The organism is Pseudomonas sp., from assembly GCF_035497915.1.
Classification (GTDB): Bacteria; Pseudomonadota; Gammaproteobacteria; order Pseudomonadales; family Pseudomonadaceae; genus Serpens.
In genome coordinates this window covers 34173-49235 of record NZ_DATJCS010000021.1, presented here as the reverse complement: position 1 = coordinate 49235, position 15063 = coordinate 34173, and the positions used below count along the sequence as shown (strand labels likewise).

17 protein-coding genes are annotated in these 15063 nt (G+C 65.2%); 11 read left to right on the top strand and 6 right to left on the bottom strand.

What is annotated here, in order from left to right:
- Positions 1-106 precede the first annotated feature (106 nt).
- From VL129_RS07460 to VL129_RS07430, 7 genes are all read left to right on the top strand, one after another.
- Positions 107-775, top strand: coding sequence for a Bax inhibitor-1/YccA family protein (locus VL129_RS07460; protein ID WP_325411641.1), 669 nt, complete (start codon positions 107-109; stop codon positions 773-775).
- A gap of 103 nt (positions 776-878) precedes the next feature.
- Complete coding sequence (gene tusD, locus VL129_RS07455; protein WP_325411639.1) at positions 879-1271, top strand: sulfurtransferase complex subunit TusD; 393 nt, start codon at positions 879-881, stop codon at positions 1269-1271.
- Complete coding sequence (gene tusC / locus VL129_RS07450; protein ID WP_325411637.1) at positions 1271-1624, top strand: sulfurtransferase complex subunit TusC; 354 nt, start codon at positions 1271-1273, stop codon at positions 1622-1624. The genes tusD and tusC overlap by 1 nt, the downstream gene beginning before the upstream one ends.
- Positions 1624-1920 carry a sulfurtransferase complex subunit TusB gene (gene tusB / locus VL129_RS07445; protein WP_325411635.1) on the top strand — a complete coding sequence of 99 codons (297 nt, stop codon included), beginning with the start codon at positions 1624-1626 and terminating at the stop codon, positions 1918-1920. Before tusC ends, tusB begins: the two co-directional genes overlap by 1 nt.
- A complete protein-coding gene (locus VL129_RS07440) occupies positions 1917-2252 on the top strand; it encodes a TusE/DsrC/DsvC family sulfur relay protein (protein ID WP_325411633.1) in 336 nt (111 codons plus the stop codon). Before tusB ends, VL129_RS07440 begins: the two co-directional genes overlap by 4 nt.
- Complete coding sequence (locus VL129_RS07435; RefSeq protein ID WP_325411631.1) at positions 2249-3232, top strand: glycosyl transferase family protein; 984 nt, start codon at positions 2249-2251, stop codon at positions 3230-3232. The genes VL129_RS07440 and VL129_RS07435 overlap by 4 nt, the downstream gene beginning before the upstream one ends.
- A gap of 81 nt (positions 3233-3313) precedes the next feature.
- Positions 3314-4324: a glutathione S-transferase family protein gene (locus tag VL129_RS07430; RefSeq protein WP_325411629.1), complete on the top strand. Its 1011-nt coding sequence runs from the start codon at positions 3314-3316 to the stop codon at positions 4322-4324.
- A 78-nt stretch (positions 4325-4402) separates the two neighbouring features.
- Here VL129_RS07430 and cysG read toward each other — a convergent pair whose 3' ends face one another.
- The 6 genes from cysG to VL129_RS07400 form a co-directional block, all read right to left on the bottom strand.
- Complete coding sequence (gene cysG / locus VL129_RS07425) at positions 4403-5791, bottom strand: siroheme synthase CysG (protein ID WP_325411627.1); 1389 nt, start codon at positions 5789-5791, stop codon at positions 4403-4405.
- Between the two features lie 158 nt (positions 5792-5949).
- Entirely contained in the window at positions 5950-7227 is a 1278-nt protein-coding gene (serS, locus tag VL129_RS07420; RefSeq protein ID WP_325411625.1) for a serine--tRNA ligase, read from the bottom strand.
- 15 nt (positions 7228-7242) lie between these two features.
- The gene (gene crcB, locus VL129_RS07415; protein ID WP_325411623.1) at positions 7243-7617 is read right to left on the bottom strand and encodes a fluoride efflux transporter CrcB; all 375 of its coding nucleotides are present in this window, start codon (positions 7615-7617) and stop codon (positions 7243-7245) included.
- Positions 7614-8939, bottom strand: a complete 1326-nt coding sequence (locus tag VL129_RS07410; RefSeq protein ID WP_325411621.1) for a replication-associated recombination protein A — start codon at positions 8937-8939, stop codon at positions 7614-7616. The genes crcB and VL129_RS07410 overlap by 4 nt, the downstream gene beginning before the upstream one ends.
- Positions 8940-8960: 21 nt before the next feature.
- On the bottom strand, positions 8961-9584 hold the full coding sequence (lolA, locus tag VL129_RS07405) for an outer membrane lipoprotein periplasmic chaperone LolA (protein WP_325411619.1): 624 nt from the start codon (positions 9582-9584) through the stop codon (positions 8961-8963).
- 14 nt (positions 9585-9598) lie between these two features.
- Positions 9599-11953, bottom strand: a complete 2355-nt coding sequence (locus VL129_RS07400; RefSeq protein ID WP_414705160.1) for a DNA translocase FtsK — start codon at positions 11951-11953, stop codon at positions 9599-9601.
- A 293-nt stretch (positions 11954-12246) separates the two neighbouring features.
- Between VL129_RS07400 and trxB the strand changes: the two genes are divergently transcribed.
- The 4 genes from trxB to infA all read left to right on the top strand — a co-directional run bounded on the left by trxB (position 12247) and on the right by infA (position 14993).
- Positions 12247-13197: a thioredoxin-disulfide reductase gene (gene trxB, locus VL129_RS07395; protein WP_325411615.1), complete on the top strand. Its 951-nt coding sequence runs from the start codon at positions 12247-12249 to the stop codon at positions 13195-13197.
- A gap of 36 nt (positions 13198-13233) precedes the next feature.
- The gene (aat, locus tag VL129_RS07390; RefSeq protein WP_325411613.1) at positions 13234-13914 is read left to right on the top strand and encodes a leucyl/phenylalanyl-tRNA--protein transferase; all 681 of its coding nucleotides are present in this window, start codon (positions 13234-13236) and stop codon (positions 13912-13914) included.
- Positions 13915-13969: 55 nt separating this feature from the next.
- On the top strand, positions 13970-14677 hold the full coding sequence (locus VL129_RS07385; protein ID WP_325411611.1) for an arginyltransferase: 708 nt from the start codon (positions 13970-13972) through the stop codon (positions 14675-14677).
- A gap of 97 nt (positions 14678-14774) precedes the next feature.
- Positions 14775-14993, top strand: a complete 219-nt coding sequence (infA, locus tag VL129_RS07380; RefSeq protein WP_325411609.1) for a translation initiation factor IF-1 — start codon at positions 14775-14777, stop codon at positions 14991-14993.
- Positions 14994-15063 lie beyond the last annotated feature (70 nt).

Below are 15063 nucleotides of genomic sequence, written 5' to 3'. Positions count from 1 at the left end.
AATAGTACCGGATCGCAACACACTGTCAAACACCGCCGCTTCCTCTGGCCGGGGGTTTTGCTATGATCCCGGCCATCTCAAATGCCTTCCTCGACAGGAGAGCCACATGCAAGAACGTAACTACGCACTGAATCCCGCGCAGGTCGAACAGCGCGAAGTCAGCGGCGTGCTGCGCAACACCTACGGCCTGCTGGCACTGACCCTGGCGTTCAGCGGCATCGTCGCCTATGTCTCCCAGCAGATGAACGTCGCCTACCCCAACATCTTCGTGGTGCTGATCGGCTTCTACGGCCTGTTCTTCCTGACCGTGAAGCTGCGCAATTCCGCCTGGGGCCTGCTGTCCACTTTCGCGCTGACCGGCTTCATGGGTTACACCCTGGGCCCGATCCTCAACCGCTACCTGGGCATGGCCAACGGCACCGAGGTGATCAGCTCCGCGTTCGCCATGACCGCGCTGGTGTTCTTCGGCCTGTCCGCCTACGTGCTGACCACCCGCAAGGACATGAGCTTCCTCAGCGGCTTCATCACCGCCGGCTTCTTCGTGCTGTTGGCGGCGGTGCTGGCCGGCTTCTTCTTCCAGATCAGCGGCCTGCAGCTGGCGATCAGCGCCGGTTTCGTGCTGTTCTCCTCGGCGGTGATCCTCTACCAAACCAGCGAGATCATCCACGGTGGCGAGCGCAACTACATCATGGCCACCATCAGCCTGTACGTGTCGATCTACAACCTGTTCATCAGCCTGCTGCAGATCTTCGGGATCATGAGCAGCGACGACTGACCGGTTGTTGCTCCAAGCAAAGGCCCGCCTCGCGCGGGCCTTTTCGTTTCCGGTGCCCGCCGCCAGAGGTATGATGGCGGCCTGTTTCCGCGGTACCCGAGCCATGAAATTCGCCATCGCCCTCTTCTCTCCACCCCATGCGCCCGCCTCGCGGCGCGCCTTGCGCTTTGCCGAAGCGGTACTGGCCGGCGGGCACGAGATCGTTCGCATGTTCTTCTACCGCGACGGTGTCTACAGCGCCTCGTCCAGCGTGGTTGCCCCGCAGGATGAGCTGGACGTGGCCGCGCAATGGCGCGCCTTCATTGACCAGAACCGCCTGGATGGCGTGGTGTGCATCGCCGCCGCCCTGCGCCGTGGCGTGCTGAATGCCGAGGAAGCGCGGCGTTACAATCGCGAAGCGGTCAGCGTGGGCGCGCCATGGGAACTGTCGGGCCTTGGCCAGCTGCACGAAGCGGCGCAACTGGCGGACCGTCTGGTCTGCTTCGGAGGCGACTGATGGCCAAGTCGCTCCTGCTGATCTGCCGCCAGTCGGGCGGCACCGCCGCCCGCGAGGCGCTGGATATCGCCCTGGCCGGCGGCGCCTTCGAGCTGCCCATTGCCCTGCTGTTCATGGACGACGGCGTGTTCCAGTTGCCAACGGCTCAGCAGCCGGCCGCGCTGGAGCAGAAGGATCTGGGCGCCAACCTGCAGGCCCTGCCGCTGTTTGGCGTGGATGAGCTGTATGTGTGCCAGGAGAGCCTGGCCCGTCGTGGCCTGGCCGAGGCCACGCTCAGCGTGCCGGTAACGCCGCTGCACGGCGTGGAGCTGCCGACCCTGCTTGCCCGTTTTGATCTGGTGATGACTCTCTGATGGCTACCTTGCACCTGCTCAGCCAATCCCCCTGGCGCCAGCCGCTGGACAGCGTCCTGCGTCTGCTCGGCGCGAATGACGCCCTGCTGCTGTGCGGCGATGCCTGTCAGGCGCTGCATACCGGCAGCGACGCCTGGCCGCTGTTGCAAGCCCTGCCCGCAACGGTTCGCCTGTATGCGCTGCAGGAAGACCTGCAGGCCCGCAATCTTGGCGCGCCGGACCGGGTCACACTGGTGGATTACCCAGCGTTCGTCGAGCTATGCGTGCAATACGACAAGGTGAACGGCTGGCTATGAGCGACTTGCAGGTCAACGGGCAGACCATCGCCCTGGACAAGGACGGCTACCTGGTCGACCGAAACGACTGGAGCGACGCCATCGCCGCAGCACTGGCAGCGCGCGAAGGACTGGAATTGACCGCCGAGCACTGGGAAATCCTGCGCCTGCTGCAGGCTTTCTATGCCGAGTTCCAGCTGTCGCCGGCAACCCGCCCACTGATCAAGTACGTCGCCTTGAAGCTGGGGCCGGACAAGGGCAACAGTCTGCACCTCAACCGCCTATTCAAGGGCACTCCCGCCAAACTGGCCGCCAAGCTGGCTGGCCTGCCAAAGCCGACGAACTGCATATGACGCTCGATACTTCGCTCGAACACCCCTTCGCCCAGTACGTGCGCATCCTCGGCAAGGGCCAGCGCGGCTCCCGGGGGCTGACCCGCGAGGAAGCCCGCGATGCCATGGGCATGCTGCTCGACGGCAGAGTCGAAGACGTGCAACTGGGCGCCTTCCTGATGCTGCTGCGCCACAAGGAGGAAAGCGCCGAGGAAATGGCCGGTTTCACCGAAGCGGTGCGCGCCCGCCTCGACGCCCCGCCGATGGCGGTGGATATCGACTGGCCCAGCTATGCCGGCAAGAAACGCCATCTGCCTTGGTACCTGCTGGCCATCAGGTGCCTGGCCGATCAGGGTGTGCGCATTCTGCTGCATGGTGCCGGTGAGCACACCGCCGGACGGCTGTACACCGAGGACGTGCTCGAGCTGCTGAATATCCCGCAGTGCCAGGACTGGCAGCAGGTGAGCGACGCGCTCGATCGGCACAACCTGGCCTTCATCCCGCTCGGCGCCTGGATGCCGCGCCTGCAGCACATGATCGGCCTGCGTAATGTGCTGGGTCTACGCTCGCCAATCCACTCCCTGGCGCGTCTGCTCAATCCACTGAGCGCACACTGCGGCCTGCAAAGCATCTTCCATCCCGGCTATCAGGAGATTCACCGCGCCGCCAGTCAGTTGCTTGGCGACACCGCCATCGTCATCAAGGGCGAAGGCGGCGAGATCGAGGTCAATCCGGACAGCCCCGCCACGCTGTATCTGACCGCCGCCGGCGAAGCCTGCGATGAAAGCTGGCCGGCCATGTCCGCCCAGCGACACATGAAGCCGGAGCGGCTGGAACCGGCGCACCTGCTGGCCGTCTGGCGCGGCGAGGCGGAGGATGCCTATGGCGAGCTGGCAGTACAGGCCACCATCTCCCTGGCGCTGCGCGGTCTGGGCCACGAGCGCGAACAGGCCTTCGCCCTCGCCCGCCGCTATTGGGATGAACGCAACCGATCGAACTGATCGATAGGAACGACCGGAACACTTCACCCATCCGGCCCGCGCCCGCCGCTAGACTCCCCGGCAAACAAAGGGGAGCACGCAATGGGTCTCTTGATTGATGGCCACTGGCATGACCAGTGGTACGACACCGCCCGCGACGGGCGCTTCCAGCGCGAACAGGCACAGCGCCGCCACTGGATAACCCCCGACGGCAGTGCCGGCCCCAGCGGCGCGGGCGGGTTCGCGGCCGAGGCCGGGCGCTATCACCTGTATGTCAGCCTGGCTTGCCCCTGGGCGCACCGTACCCTGATCGCCCGGGCGCTCAAGGGACTGGAGGACATCGTCGACGTTTCGGTGGTGAGCTGGCTGATGCGCGAAAACGGCTGGACCTTCGACCGCCAGACAGGCTCCAGCGGCGATGCCCTGGACGGACTGGAGTTCCTCCATCAGCGCTACCGGCAGGATGACCCGCACTACACCGGCCGCGTGACGGCGCCGATGCTCTGGGACAAGCACCAGCAGCGCATCGTCAGCAACGAGTCCGCAGATATCCTGCGCATGTTCAATAGTGCCTTCGATGGCCTGACCGGCTCGACCCTGGATCTGTATCCCGAGCCGCTGCATGGCGAGATCGACGCCCTCAACGCGCGCATCTACCCGCGGGTAAACAACGGCGTCTACCGGGCCGGCTTCGCCACCACCCAGGACGCCTATGAGGAAGCCTTCGACGAGCTGTTCAACGAGCTGGACTGGCTGGAGCAACGGTTAAGTCGGCAGCGCTATCTGGCGGGCGAATACCTGACCGAGGCCGACTGGCGCCTGTTCACCACGCTGATCCGCTTCGACGCGGTGTATCACGGACACTTCAAGTGCAACCGGCAACGCATCGTCGATTACCCACACCTCAGCGCCTGGCTGCGCGAGCTGTACCAGTGGCCGGGTGTCGCCGCCACGGTGGATTTCACCCACATCAAGCACCACTACTACGCCAGCCACCAGACCATCAATCCGACCGGGATCGTGCCCAAAGGGCCGGCGCTGGATCTGTTCGCGCCGCATGGGCGGGAGGGGTTGCCGGGTAAAGGGATCTGGCAGCGCGGCAAGCACCCGTAGGGCGGTTAGCGCTTTTCCGGCCGCCGCGCCGGTGCACCATGGCGGCCGGAAAAGCGCCGACCGCCCTGCATACAAGACCTAGCTCTGCCCACCTTCGAACCATGCCAGCTTGTCGCGCAGGCGCACCACCTCGCCGACGATCACCAGAGTCGGTGCGCGCACGGTCTGCTCCGCAACGCGCTGCGGCAGGTCGGCCAGGGTGCCGGTAATGACCCGCTGGTTGATGGTGGTGCCCTGCTCCACCAGCGCCACCGGGGTGTCGGCGCCGCGTCCGTGGCGCATCAGTTGTTCGCAGATCACCGGCAAGCCGACCAGCCCCATGTAGAACACCAGCGTTTGCCCCGGCGCCACCAGGTCCTGCCAGGGCAGGTCGCAGCTGCCGTCCTTGAGATGCCCGGTGACGAAGCGCACCGATTGGGCGTAGTCGCGGTGGGTCAGCGGAATGCCGGCGTAGGCGGAACAGCCGGAGGCGGCGGTGATGCCCGGCACTACCTGGAACGGAATGCCTTCAGCGGCCAGTTCCTCGATCTCCTCGCCACCCCGGCCGAAGATGAACGGGTCGCCGCCCTTCAGGCGCAGCACGCGCTTGCCTTCCTTGGCCAGCTCCACCAGCCGGCGGTTGATCTGTTCCTGCGGCAGCGCATGCTCGGCGCGCTGCTTGCCGACGTAGATGCGCTCGGCATCGCGACGGCACAGCTCGATGATCGCCGGCGCCACCAGGCGGTCGTAGAGCACCACGTCGGCTTGTTGCATCAGGCGCAGGGCGCGGAAGGTCAGCAGGTCCGGATCGCCCGGGCCGGCGCCGACCAGATACACCTCGCCAAGCGCCTTCGGTGCGCTGCCGGCCAGTTTCTCTTCGAGCAATCGCTCGGCCTCGGCCGGCTTGCCGGCGAACAGGCTCTCGGCGATCTGGCCCTGGAAGGCCTCCTCCCAGAACACCCGGCGCTGCTGCACATCCGGCAGTGCCGCCTTGACCCGCGAACGGAAGTTCTTGGCCAGTCCGGCCAGTTGCCCATAGGCGGCGGGAATCCAGGTTTCGATGCGGGCACGGATCAAGCGCGCCAGCACCGGCGCGTCACCGCCGCTGGACACCGCCACCATCAGCGGCGAACGATCCACGATGGCTGGGAAAATCACCGAGCACAATTCCGGTGCATCCACCACGTTCACCGGAATGCCCCTGGCCTTGGCCTGGCGGGAAACCATCGCATTGAGCGGCTCGTCATCGGTGGCGGCAACCACCAGGCGCACCCCTTCCAGATCATCTTCCCGGTAGTCGCGCAGATGCAGTTCGCCGCCCTGACGGGCCACCAGGGCCGACACCTCGTCCAGCGCTTCGCGGGTGACCACACGCGGCACGGCGCCGGCATCGGCCAGCAGGCGCGCCTTGCGCAACGCCACTTCGCCACCGCCAATGACCAGCACCGGGGCGTTCTTCAGGTTGTGGAACAGGGGAAGGAAATCCATGGATCAACACCTTGTGGGGCCAGGGCTCATCAAAGCCCATCCGAAGATATTCAGCGCTTGTCGGAAATCAAGCCAGGCAGCTTCCGTGCCATGGTCGGCGCTGCATTGCCCCCTGGCGAGCCAGCCCGGCGTCGCGCCGGGTTGGCTCGGTGTGCGGGTCAGATAACCTCGATGCCGCCCATGTACGGCTTGAGCACGGCCGGCACCGAAATGGTGCCATCGGCCTGCTGATAGTTCTCCAGCACGGCCACCAGGGTGCGTCCGACCGCCAGGCCGGAGCCGTTGAGGGTGTGCACCAGCTCCGGCTTGCCGGTTTCCGGGTTGCGGTAGCGCGCCTGCATGCGGCGGGCCTGGAAGTCGCCGCAGTTGGAGCAGGAGGAAATCTCGCGGTACTTGTCCTGGCTGGGGATCCAGACTTCCAGGTCGTAGGTCTTGGTGGCACCGAAGCCCATGTCGCCGGTGCACAGCGCCAACTTGCGGTACGGCAGTTCAAGCAGCTGCAGCACGCGCTCGGCATGGCCGGTGAGTTCTTCCAGGGCCTCGAAGGACTTGGCCGGTTCGACGATCTGCACCATTTCGACCTTGTCGAACTGGTGCTGGCGGATCATGCCGCGGGTATCGCGACCGGAAGCGCCCGCCTCGCTGCGGAAGCACGGGGTGTGCGCGGTGAGCTTCAGCGGCAGCTGCTTGGCGTCGAGAATTTCGCCGGAGACGATGTTGGTCAGCGAGACCTCGGCGGTGGGAATCAGGTACAGGTCGGCCTGGTCACCACGCGGAATCTTGAACAGGTCTTCCTCGAACTTGGGCAACTGGCCGGTGCCCTGCAGGGCCGAGGCCTGCACCAGATACGGGGTGTAGCACTCTTCATAACCGTGCTCGCGGGTGTGCAGGTCGATCATGAACTGCGCCAGGGCGCGGTGCAGACGCGCAATGGGGCCGCGCATCAGAGCGAAACGGGCGCCGGAGAGCTTGGCGGCGGTTTCGAAGTCCAGCCAGCCGTGCTGCTCGCCGAGGGCGACATGATCCTGGATCGCGAAGTCGAAGCTGCGCGGGGTGCCCCAGCGGGACACTTCGACGTTCTGCTCCTCGTCGCTGCCCACCGGCACGGACTCGTGCGGCAGGTTGGGAATGGTCAGCATCAGCGCGTCCAGCTCGGCCTGGAGTGCATCCAGCTCACGCTTGGCCTGGTCCAGGTCGCCGCCCATGCGATCGACTTCGGCCAGCAGCGGTGCGATGTCCTCGCCACGCGCCTTGGCCTGGCCGATGGATTTGGAGCGGCTGTTGCGCTCGGCCTGCAGCTGCTCGGTACGCACCTGCACGCTCTTGCGCTGGCTTTCCAGCGCGTCGATGCGAGCCACATCCAGTTCATAGCCACGGGTCGCCAGGCGGGCGGCGACGTCCTGCAGCTGGGTGCGTACCAGTTTGTAATCGAGCATGTCTGTTCTCGTCTGTCAGAGTTTGTTCAAAGCCAGGCCCGCCCAGGTGGCCAGCAGACTGACGACCACACTGACCAGGGCATAGCCGAGGGCGGTCGCGAGCTGGCCGCTTTCCAGCAGGCGCAGGGTATCCAGGGAAAAGGAGGAAAAGGTGGTCAGCCCGCCCAGGAAGCCGACGATCAGGCCGGCGCGCAGCTCCAGCGGCAATTCCGGGCGCAGCAGGAACAGGCCGAAGAGATAGCCGATCAGCAGGCAGCCGACAAGGTTTACCGCCAGGGTGGCCAGGAAAAAATGCTGCGGCCAGTGGGCGGTCACCCAGTTGGCGGTGGCAAAACGCAGCAGGCTGCCCAGCGCACCACCGCCCGCCACGGCGAGCACGACACCGATCATGGGCGCCTCCGCTGCCGGGGGCTGTTGCGGTCCAGCGCGGCCAGGTGCTCGAGCTTGTCGCGGATTTTCAGCTCCAGGCCGCGCGGCACCGGCTGGTAATAGCGGCGCGGCTCGAGCTCTTCGGGGAAGTAGTCCTCACCGGCGGCGTAGGCGTCCGGCTCGTCGTGGGCGTAACGGTATTCGTCGCCGTAGCCCAACTGCTTCATCAGCTTGGTCGGCGCATTGCGCAGGTGCAGCGGCACTTCCAGCGAGCCGGAGGCCTCCACGTCGCGGCGTGCCGCGTTGTAAGCGGTGTACACGGCATTGCTCTTCGGCGCGCAGGCCAGATAGACGATCGCCTGGGCCACGGCCAGTTCGCCTTCCGGGCTGCCGAGGCGCTCCTGCACATCCCAGGCATTCAGGCACAGGGTCAGGGCGCGCGGGTCGGCATTGCCGACTTCCTCGCTGGCCATGCGCACCACGCGGCGGGCGATGTACAGCGGATCGCAGCCGCCGTCGAGCATGCGCGCGAACCAGTACAGGGCCGCGTCCGGGTTGGAGCCGCGCACCGATTTGTGCAGCGCGGAGATCTGGTCGTAGAACGCCTCGCCGCCCTTGTCGAAGCGCCGCCGGGTGTCGCCGAGCAGGTTCTGCAGGGCTTCCGGGCTGATGGCCTCGCCATCCTCGACCAGGTCGGAGGCGTTCTCCAGCAGGTTGAGCAGGCGGCGTCCGTCGCCATCGGCGGCGGCCAGCAGGATCTGCAGGCTTTCCTCGGGCAGGCTGAGTCGACGGGCGCCGAGGCCTTTCTCTTCGCTCAGGGCGCGCTGCACCAACTTGCGCAGCGCCGCCTCGTCGAGGCTTTTCAGCACGTAGACGCGGGCGCGCGACAGCAGCGCGTTGTTCAGTTCGAAGGAGGGATTCTCGGTGGTGGCGCCGATGAAGATCAGCGTGCCGTCTTCCACATAGGGCAGAAAGGCGTCCTGCTGGCTCTTGTTGAAGCGGTGCACTTCATCGACGAACAGGATGGTGCGCCGGCCAGACTGGGCGGCATGCTGGCGGGCGATCTCCACGGCCTGGCGGATTTCCTTCACGCCGGACAGCACGGCGGAAATCGTTTCGAAGTGCGCGTCGGACACCTGCGCCAGCAGCCGCGCCAGGGTGGTCTTGCCGACCCCGGGCGGGCCCCAGAAGATCATCGAGTGCAGCGCGCCCTGCTCCAGCGCCTCGCGCAGCGGCTTGCCGCGCGCCAGCAGATGCTCCTGCCCGACATATTCATCCAGATTGGCCGCGCGCAGGCGTGCGGCCAGGGGCTGGGCGGGAGGGGTTTGCTGGAACAGGTCCATGGAAACGCTGGTTTGCCTCGATCAATCGTGAATCACGTCGGTTCCCGGCGGCGGCTGGAAACTGAACAGTTTCTGTTCCAGCGGCGGGTTCACCCGCACGCCGGAAAACAGGATGTTGGTGCGCTGGCCCACGCTGTCGATCAGCTGCATGTCGTTGATCACGCCATTGCGGAACGACAGGCGCAGGTTGTCGAACAGACTATCCCGGGCCTTGGGCCGCAGGATGAAATCGGCCACGCCGCTGGTTTCCTGATAGCTGACCTCGAAGTTGTCGCTGATCCGCGACACGTCGCCGGACAGCAGCAACGCCGGGGTATGGGTCAGGCGCTGATCCAGCTTCTGGATGGTCACCTGCTCCAGGTCCGGGTCATACAGCCAGACCTGCTTGCCGTCGGAGACCAGCAGCTGCTCCAGCGGCGGGTCGGTATGCCAGCGGAACTGGCCGGGGCGCTTGAGCGCCATCTCGCCGGTGGATTCCTGCAGGTTGGTGCCAGAAGCATCCAGGGTCAGCTGGGAGAAACGCCCCGACAGGGTCTGGGATTTTCCGAGCAGGTCGGTCAGTCGCTTCACCGCGGCGGCATTGTCCGCCTGCGCGGGAAGCACGGCAAGGCCAACGGCCAGTATCAGAAGGCGCAACAGGTTCATCGAATTCCTCGCAGTCAGTCGCGGATCGGCGCCGGCGCGATCACTTCGCGCGAGCCGTTGGTATTCATGGGGGTGACGACCCCGGCCATCTCCATGGCCTCGATCATGCGCGCGGCGCGGTTGTAGCCGATCTTCAGCTTGCGCTGCACGGCGGAAATGGAAGCGCGCCGGCTTTCGGTGACGAAACGTACCGCCTCGTCGTACAGCGGATCCTCCTCGCTACCCTCGCCCCCTTCGCCGCCGCCCTCGAAACTGCCGGAACCCCCTTCATCAGCGCCGGAAAGGATGTCCTCAATGTAATCGGGCGCGCCGCGCTGCTTCCAGGCTTCGACCACGCGGTGCACCTCGTCATCGGACACGAAGGCGCCGTGCACGCGCATCGGCAGGCCGGTGCCCGGCGGCAGGAACAGCATGTCGCCGTGGCCGAGCAGCTGTTCGGCGCCGCCCTGGTCGAGGATGGTGCGCGAGTCGATCTTGCTGGACACCTGGAACGCCATGCGCGTCGGGATGTTGGCCTTGATCAGGCCGGTGATCACGTCCACCGAAGGACGCTGGGTGGCAAGGATCAGGTGGATGCCGGCGGCGCGGGCCTTCTGGGCGATGCGCGCGATCAGCTCTTCGACCTTCTTGCCGACGATCATCATCATGTCGGCGAATTCGTCGACCACCACCACGATGGTCGGCAGCTTCTTCAGCAGCGGCGGCTCGTCCTCGAAGTTCTGCCGCTTGTACAGCGGGTCGGTCAGCGGCGTGCCGGCTTCCTCGGCTTCCTTGATCTTGCGGTTGAAGCCGGCCAGGTTGCGCACGCCCATGGCGGCCATCAGCTTGTAGCGCCGTTCCATCTCGGCGACGCTCCAGCGCAGCGCGTTGGCGGCCTCCTTCATGTCGGTGACCACCGGGCACAGCAGGTGCGGAATGCCTTCGTAGATGGACAGTTCCAGCATCTTGGGGTCGATCATGATCAGCCGCGCGTCTTCGGGCGTCGACTTGAACAGGATCGACAGAATCATGGCATTGACGCCCACCGACTTGCCCGAACCGGTGGTGCCGGCCACCAGCAGGTGCGGCATCTTGGCCAGGTCGGCAAACACCGGGCGGCCGCCGATGTCATGGCCCAGCGCCAGGGTGACCGGCGACTTGGCGCTTTCGTACTCCGGCGCGGAGAGCACCTCGGAGAAGTGCACGATCTGCCGATCCTCGTTGGGAATCTCGATGCCCACGGTGGTCTTGCCGGGAATGACTTCCACCACGCGCACGCTGATGATCGCCAGGGAGCGCGCCAGGTCCTTGGCCAGGTTGGAAATGCGGCTGACCTTGATGCCAGGCGCCGGCTGGATCTCGAAACGGGTGATCACCGGGCCGGGGTAGACATTCTCGACCGTTACCTCGACACCGAACTCCTTGAGCTTGAGCTCCAGCAGCCGCGACATGGCCTGCAGCGCTTCCTCGGAATAACCGCTGGCCTTCTTCTCCACCGCATCGAGGATGGACAGCGGCGGCAAGGTGCCTTCCAGGGCGTTGGCGGGAACCGCGGCGGGCTTGAGCTTGGGGGTCGCGAAGACCGGATCATCCAGCCGCGGCGGAGGCGGCAGTTCGCTGATCACCGGTGCCTTGCGCGGGGGCGATGGCTCGATCACCGGCGTCTGCGGCGCGGGCGGCGGGACACGCGCCGGTTTCGGCTCGCGAGCCAGCAGCCGTTGACGTGCACGCTTGAGCTCCTCGCCGTCCTCCAGCAGTGGCGGCTCGACGACTTCGCCCAGCACCGGTTCCTCGACCCGACGTGACACCACCGGCTGGGCGGCGCGCGTGGCCTGGCGCGTCGCCCACCAGTTGGCGATGGCGCTCTGGATCAGCTCGCCCAGGTCCAGGACGATCTTGCCGAGCAGGTCCATTAGTCGGAACCAGGACAGATCGGTGAACACCGTCAGGCCGAACAGGAACAGCGCCAGGAACATCAACGTGCTGCCCTGCACGTTCAGGGTCTGCTCGGCCAGGTAGCCGAGGCTTTCCCCCAGGGCGCCGCCCGCAGAAGCCGGGAGCCAGGCCACCGGCTCGAAATGCAGATGCGCCAGCGCCGCCCCGGACAGCACCAGGAAAACCAGGCCGATGGCGCGCCAGGAAATCAGCCAGCCACTGATATGCCAGGACGCATGGCGCAGCTGGAACATGCGCCAGCACTTGAGAGCCAGCAGCACGGGAAACAGGTAGGCGAAATAACCGACCCCACCGAACAGCAGATCGGCGAACCAGGCGCCGGCCCGTCCGGCGGCGTTCTGTACCTGATCGACCCGCCCGCTGCGGAACAGACCCGGATCGGTGCGTTCGTACGTCAGCAGGGCCATGATCAGGTAGAGGCAGAGTGCGCCCATCGCAATCAGGGCGCCCTCCTTCAGGCGCACCGGCAACTGCCGGCGCCATTCGGGAGTCTCAACACTGCGGGTGGAAGTTTTCTTCAAAACGCGTTTCCTGCATCTGGGGCGGGCGTGGATCAGGTCGCATTCTACGGCTTTGCACGCCTGTCGCCACGCAAGCTATCGCCATGATAGAGCGGAGCGCGTTCCCGCGTTCGCAACCTTCGGTGTAGGATTACCGGCAGTTTTTTCGGGCCGGCCTGAATTGGACCACGCACTCTTTATCGAACAAAGGCTTATGAGGTTTTTTTATGAATGAAGTCAAGCATTCGCGGCTGATCATTCTGGGCTCCGGCCCAGCCGGCTACACCGCCGCCGTGTATGCCGCGCGCGCCAACCTCAAGCCACTGGTCATCACCGGCATCCAGCCTGGCGGCCAACTGACCACCACCACCGAGGTGGACAACTGGCCGGGCGATGTCGAAGGCCTGACCGGTCCCGCGCTGATGGAGCGCATGCAGAAGCATGCCGAGCGCTTCGACACCGAGATCGTCTACGACCACATCCACACCGCCGAGTTGCAGCAGCGTCCCCTTATTCTCAAGGGTGACAGCGGCACCTACAGTTGCGATGCACTGATCATCGCCACCGGCGCCTCGGCCCAGTACCTGGGCCTGCCTTCCGAGGAAGCCTTCTCCGGCAAGGGCGTGTCCGCCTGCGCCACCTGCGACGGTTTCTTCTACCGCAACCAGGTGGTAGCCGTGGTCGGCGGCGGCAACACGGCCGTCGAGGAAGCGCTCTACCTGGCCAACATCGCCAAGGAAGTGCATCTGATCCACCGCCGCGACAAGCTGCGTTCGGAGAAAATCCTGCAGGACAAGATTCTCGAACGCGCCGCCAACGGCAACATCCGCCTGCACTGGAACCACACTGTGGAAGAGGTGCTGGGTGACAACAGCGGCGTCACTGGCGTGCGCCTGAAGGACACCCAGAGCGGCGTCGAGAAGACCCTAGATCTCGCGGGGGTGTTCATCGCCATCGGCCACAAGCCGAACACCGAGCTGTTCACCGGCCAACTGACCATGCGCGACGGCTATCTGGTGATCAATGGCGGTGGCGAGGGCAACGCGACGGCCACCAACATTCCTGGCGTGTTCGCCGCCGGCGACGTGGCCGACCATGTCTATCGCCAAGCGATCACTTCGGCGGGCGCCGGCTGCATGGCCGCGCTGGATGCCGAAAAGTACCTCGACAGTCTCTGATCGAACGGGCGGCCGTTCGGCCGCCCTCCTCTGCCCATGCTTGCCTGGCTGGATCGAGACACCCTCGACTTCCCTCCCCTCGAACAGGCGCTGCGAGAACCCAACGGGCTGCTCGCGGCGGGCGGCGACCTGCGCCCCGAACGACTGATCCAGGCCTACCGCCACGGCTGCTTCCCCTGGTTCCAGGACGGCCAGCCACCACTCTGGTGGTCGCCCGATCCGCGCACCGTACTGTTTCCCACGGAGCTGCACATCTCGCGCAGCCTGGCCAAGTGCCTGCGCCAGCAGGAATTTCGCGTCACCTTCGACCAGGCCTTCGACCAGGTGGTCGATGCCTGCGCCGGACCGAGGCGCAACAGCGACGGCACCTGGATCACCCACCCGATGCAACAGGCCTACCGGCACCTGCACGAACTCGGCATCGCCCACTCGGTCGAAGTATGGCAAGCGGACCAACTCGTTGGTGGCCTGTACGGTCTGGCGATGGGGCAGTTGTTCTTCGGTGAGTCCATGTTCAGCCGGACCACCAACGCTTCCAAGGTCGGCTTCGTCACGCTGGTGCGACACTTGCAAGATTGGGGCTTCGTCCTCATCGACTGCCAGATGCCGACGCGCCACTTGGAGAGCCTTGGCGCCCGTTCCATCCCGCGTGCCGAATTCGCCACCTACCTGCACCGTCACCTGGACCAATCCAGTTCAGCCAACTGGCGTGCCTAGGCGCACCAGATCGACTGACTTACACTCCCCCTCAGTCCATTGAGGTAAGCGACCAATGACCGAGCTGGCTCGCCTGAAGTTCTATGCCACCCAGCCCCATCCTTGCAGCTACCTGCCGGGAGAGCAGGCCACTACGCTCTTCCTCGATCCCAGTCAGCCCATGGATGCACACATGTACGCCGAGCTCTCGGAGATGGGCTTCCGGCGCAGCGGTGATCACCTGTACCGGCCGCATTGCCAGCATTGCAACGCCTGCATTCCCGCGCGCATTCCCGTCACCCGCTTCAACCCCAACCGGCAGCAGCGCCGCATCCTCAAGCGCAACGCCGACCTTGAAGTCACATCACGGCCGCCGCACTTCAGCGAAGAGCTTTACGGGCTGTATGCCCGCTACATCGAGCAGCGGCATGCCGATGGCGACATGTATCCGCCCAGCCGCGAGCAGTTTCAGACCTTCCTGGTGCGCAACCTGGCCTTTGCCCGCTTCTTCGAGTTCCGCAAGGACGGCTATCTGCTGGCCGTCGCCGTTACCGACGTGCTGCCCAACGGCCTTTCCGCGGTCTACACCTTCTACGCACCGGAGGAAGAACATCGCAGCCTGGGTCGCTACGCCATCCTCTGGCAGATAAACGAAGCCGCACGCCTGGAGCTTTCCGATGTCTACCTGGGCTACTGGATCAAGAACTGCCGGAAGATGAATTACAAGACGGAGTACCGGCCCATTGAGCTGCTGGTCAACCAGCGCTGGGTGAGTCTGACCTGAGACTTGGCGGAGCAGGGCATTTTCGGGCACAATGCACGCCGCTTTTGCCAGGGTCCACAGGCGACCCGGCTTTCATGAATACCGAGGGCAATACTGCATGTCGAAAGAAGACAGCTTGGAAATGGAAGGCACTGTCATCGACACCCTCCCCAACACCATGTTCCGCGTGGAGTTGGAGAATGGGCATGTCGTTACCGCGCACATCTCCGGAAAGATGCGCAAGAACTACATCCGCATCCTGACCGGCGACAAGGTGCGCGTCGAGCTGACGCCTTACGACCTCAGCAAGGGCCGCATCACCTATCGCGCCCGCTGAAACCGAGTTGCCCGAACGCCCGGCCATGCCGGGCGTTTTTGTTTGTGCGCCATTTTCGTTGGCACAAAAA

Bases quoted from the DNA above. Each gene is read 5' to 3' on its own strand.
- VL129_RS07460 (WP_325411641.1), top strand. From the start codon at position 107: ATGCAAGAACGTAACTACGCACTGAATCCCGCGCAGGTCGAACAGCGC.
- tusD (WP_325411639.1), top strand. From the start codon at position 879: ATGAAATTCGCCATCGCCCTCTTCTCTCCACCCCATGCGCCCGCCTCG.
- tusC (WP_325411637.1), top strand. From the start codon at position 1,271: ATGGCCAAGTCGCTCCTGCTGATCTGCCGCCAGTCGGGCGGCACCGCC.
- tusB (WP_325411635.1), top strand. From the start codon at position 1,624: ATGGCTACCTTGCACCTGCTCAGCCAATCCCCCTGGCGCCAGCCGCTG.
- VL129_RS07440 (WP_325411633.1), top strand. From the start codon at position 1,917: ATGAGCGACTTGCAGGTCAACGGGCAGACCATCGCCCTGGACAAGGAC.
- VL129_RS07435 (WP_325411631.1), top strand. From the start codon at position 2,249: ATGACGCTCGATACTTCGCTCGAACACCCCTTCGCCCAGTACGTGCGC.
- VL129_RS07430 (WP_325411629.1), top strand. From the start codon at position 3,314: ATGGGTCTCTTGATTGATGGCCACTGGCATGACCAGTGGTACGACACC.
- cysG (WP_325411627.1), bottom strand. From the start codon at position 5,791: ATGGATTTCCTTCCCCTGTTCCACAACCTGAAGAACGCCCCGGTGCTG.
- serS (WP_325411625.1), bottom strand. From the start codon at position 7,227: ATGCTCGATTACAAACTGGTACGCACCCAGCTGCAGGACGTCGCCGCC.
- crcB (WP_325411623.1), bottom strand. From the start codon at position 7,617: ATGATCGGTGTCGTGCTCGCCGTGGCGGGCGGTGGTGCGCTGGGCAGC.
- VL129_RS07410 (WP_325411621.1), bottom strand. From the start codon at position 8,939: ATGGACCTGTTCCAGCAAACCCCTCCCGCCCAGCCCCTGGCCGCACGC.
- lolA (WP_325411619.1), bottom strand. From the start codon at position 9,584: ATGAACCTGTTGCGCCTTCTGATACTGGCCGTTGGCCTTGCCGTGCTT.
- VL129_RS07400 (WP_414705160.1), bottom strand. From the start codon at position 11,953: ATGGGCGCACTCTGCCTCTACCTGATCATGGCCCTGCTGACGTACGAA.
- trxB (WP_325411615.1), top strand. From the start codon at position 12,247: ATGAATGAAGTCAAGCATTCGCGGCTGATCATTCTGGGCTCCGGCCCA.
- aat (WP_325411613.1), top strand. From the start codon at position 13,234: ATGCTTGCCTGGCTGGATCGAGACACCCTCGACTTCCCTCCCCTCGAA.
- VL129_RS07385 (WP_325411611.1), top strand. From the start codon at position 13,970: ATGACCGAGCTGGCTCGCCTGAAGTTCTATGCCACCCAGCCCCATCCT.
- infA (WP_325411609.1), top strand. From the start codon at position 14,775: ATGTCGAAAGAAGACAGCTTGGAAATGGAAGGCACTGTCATCGACACC.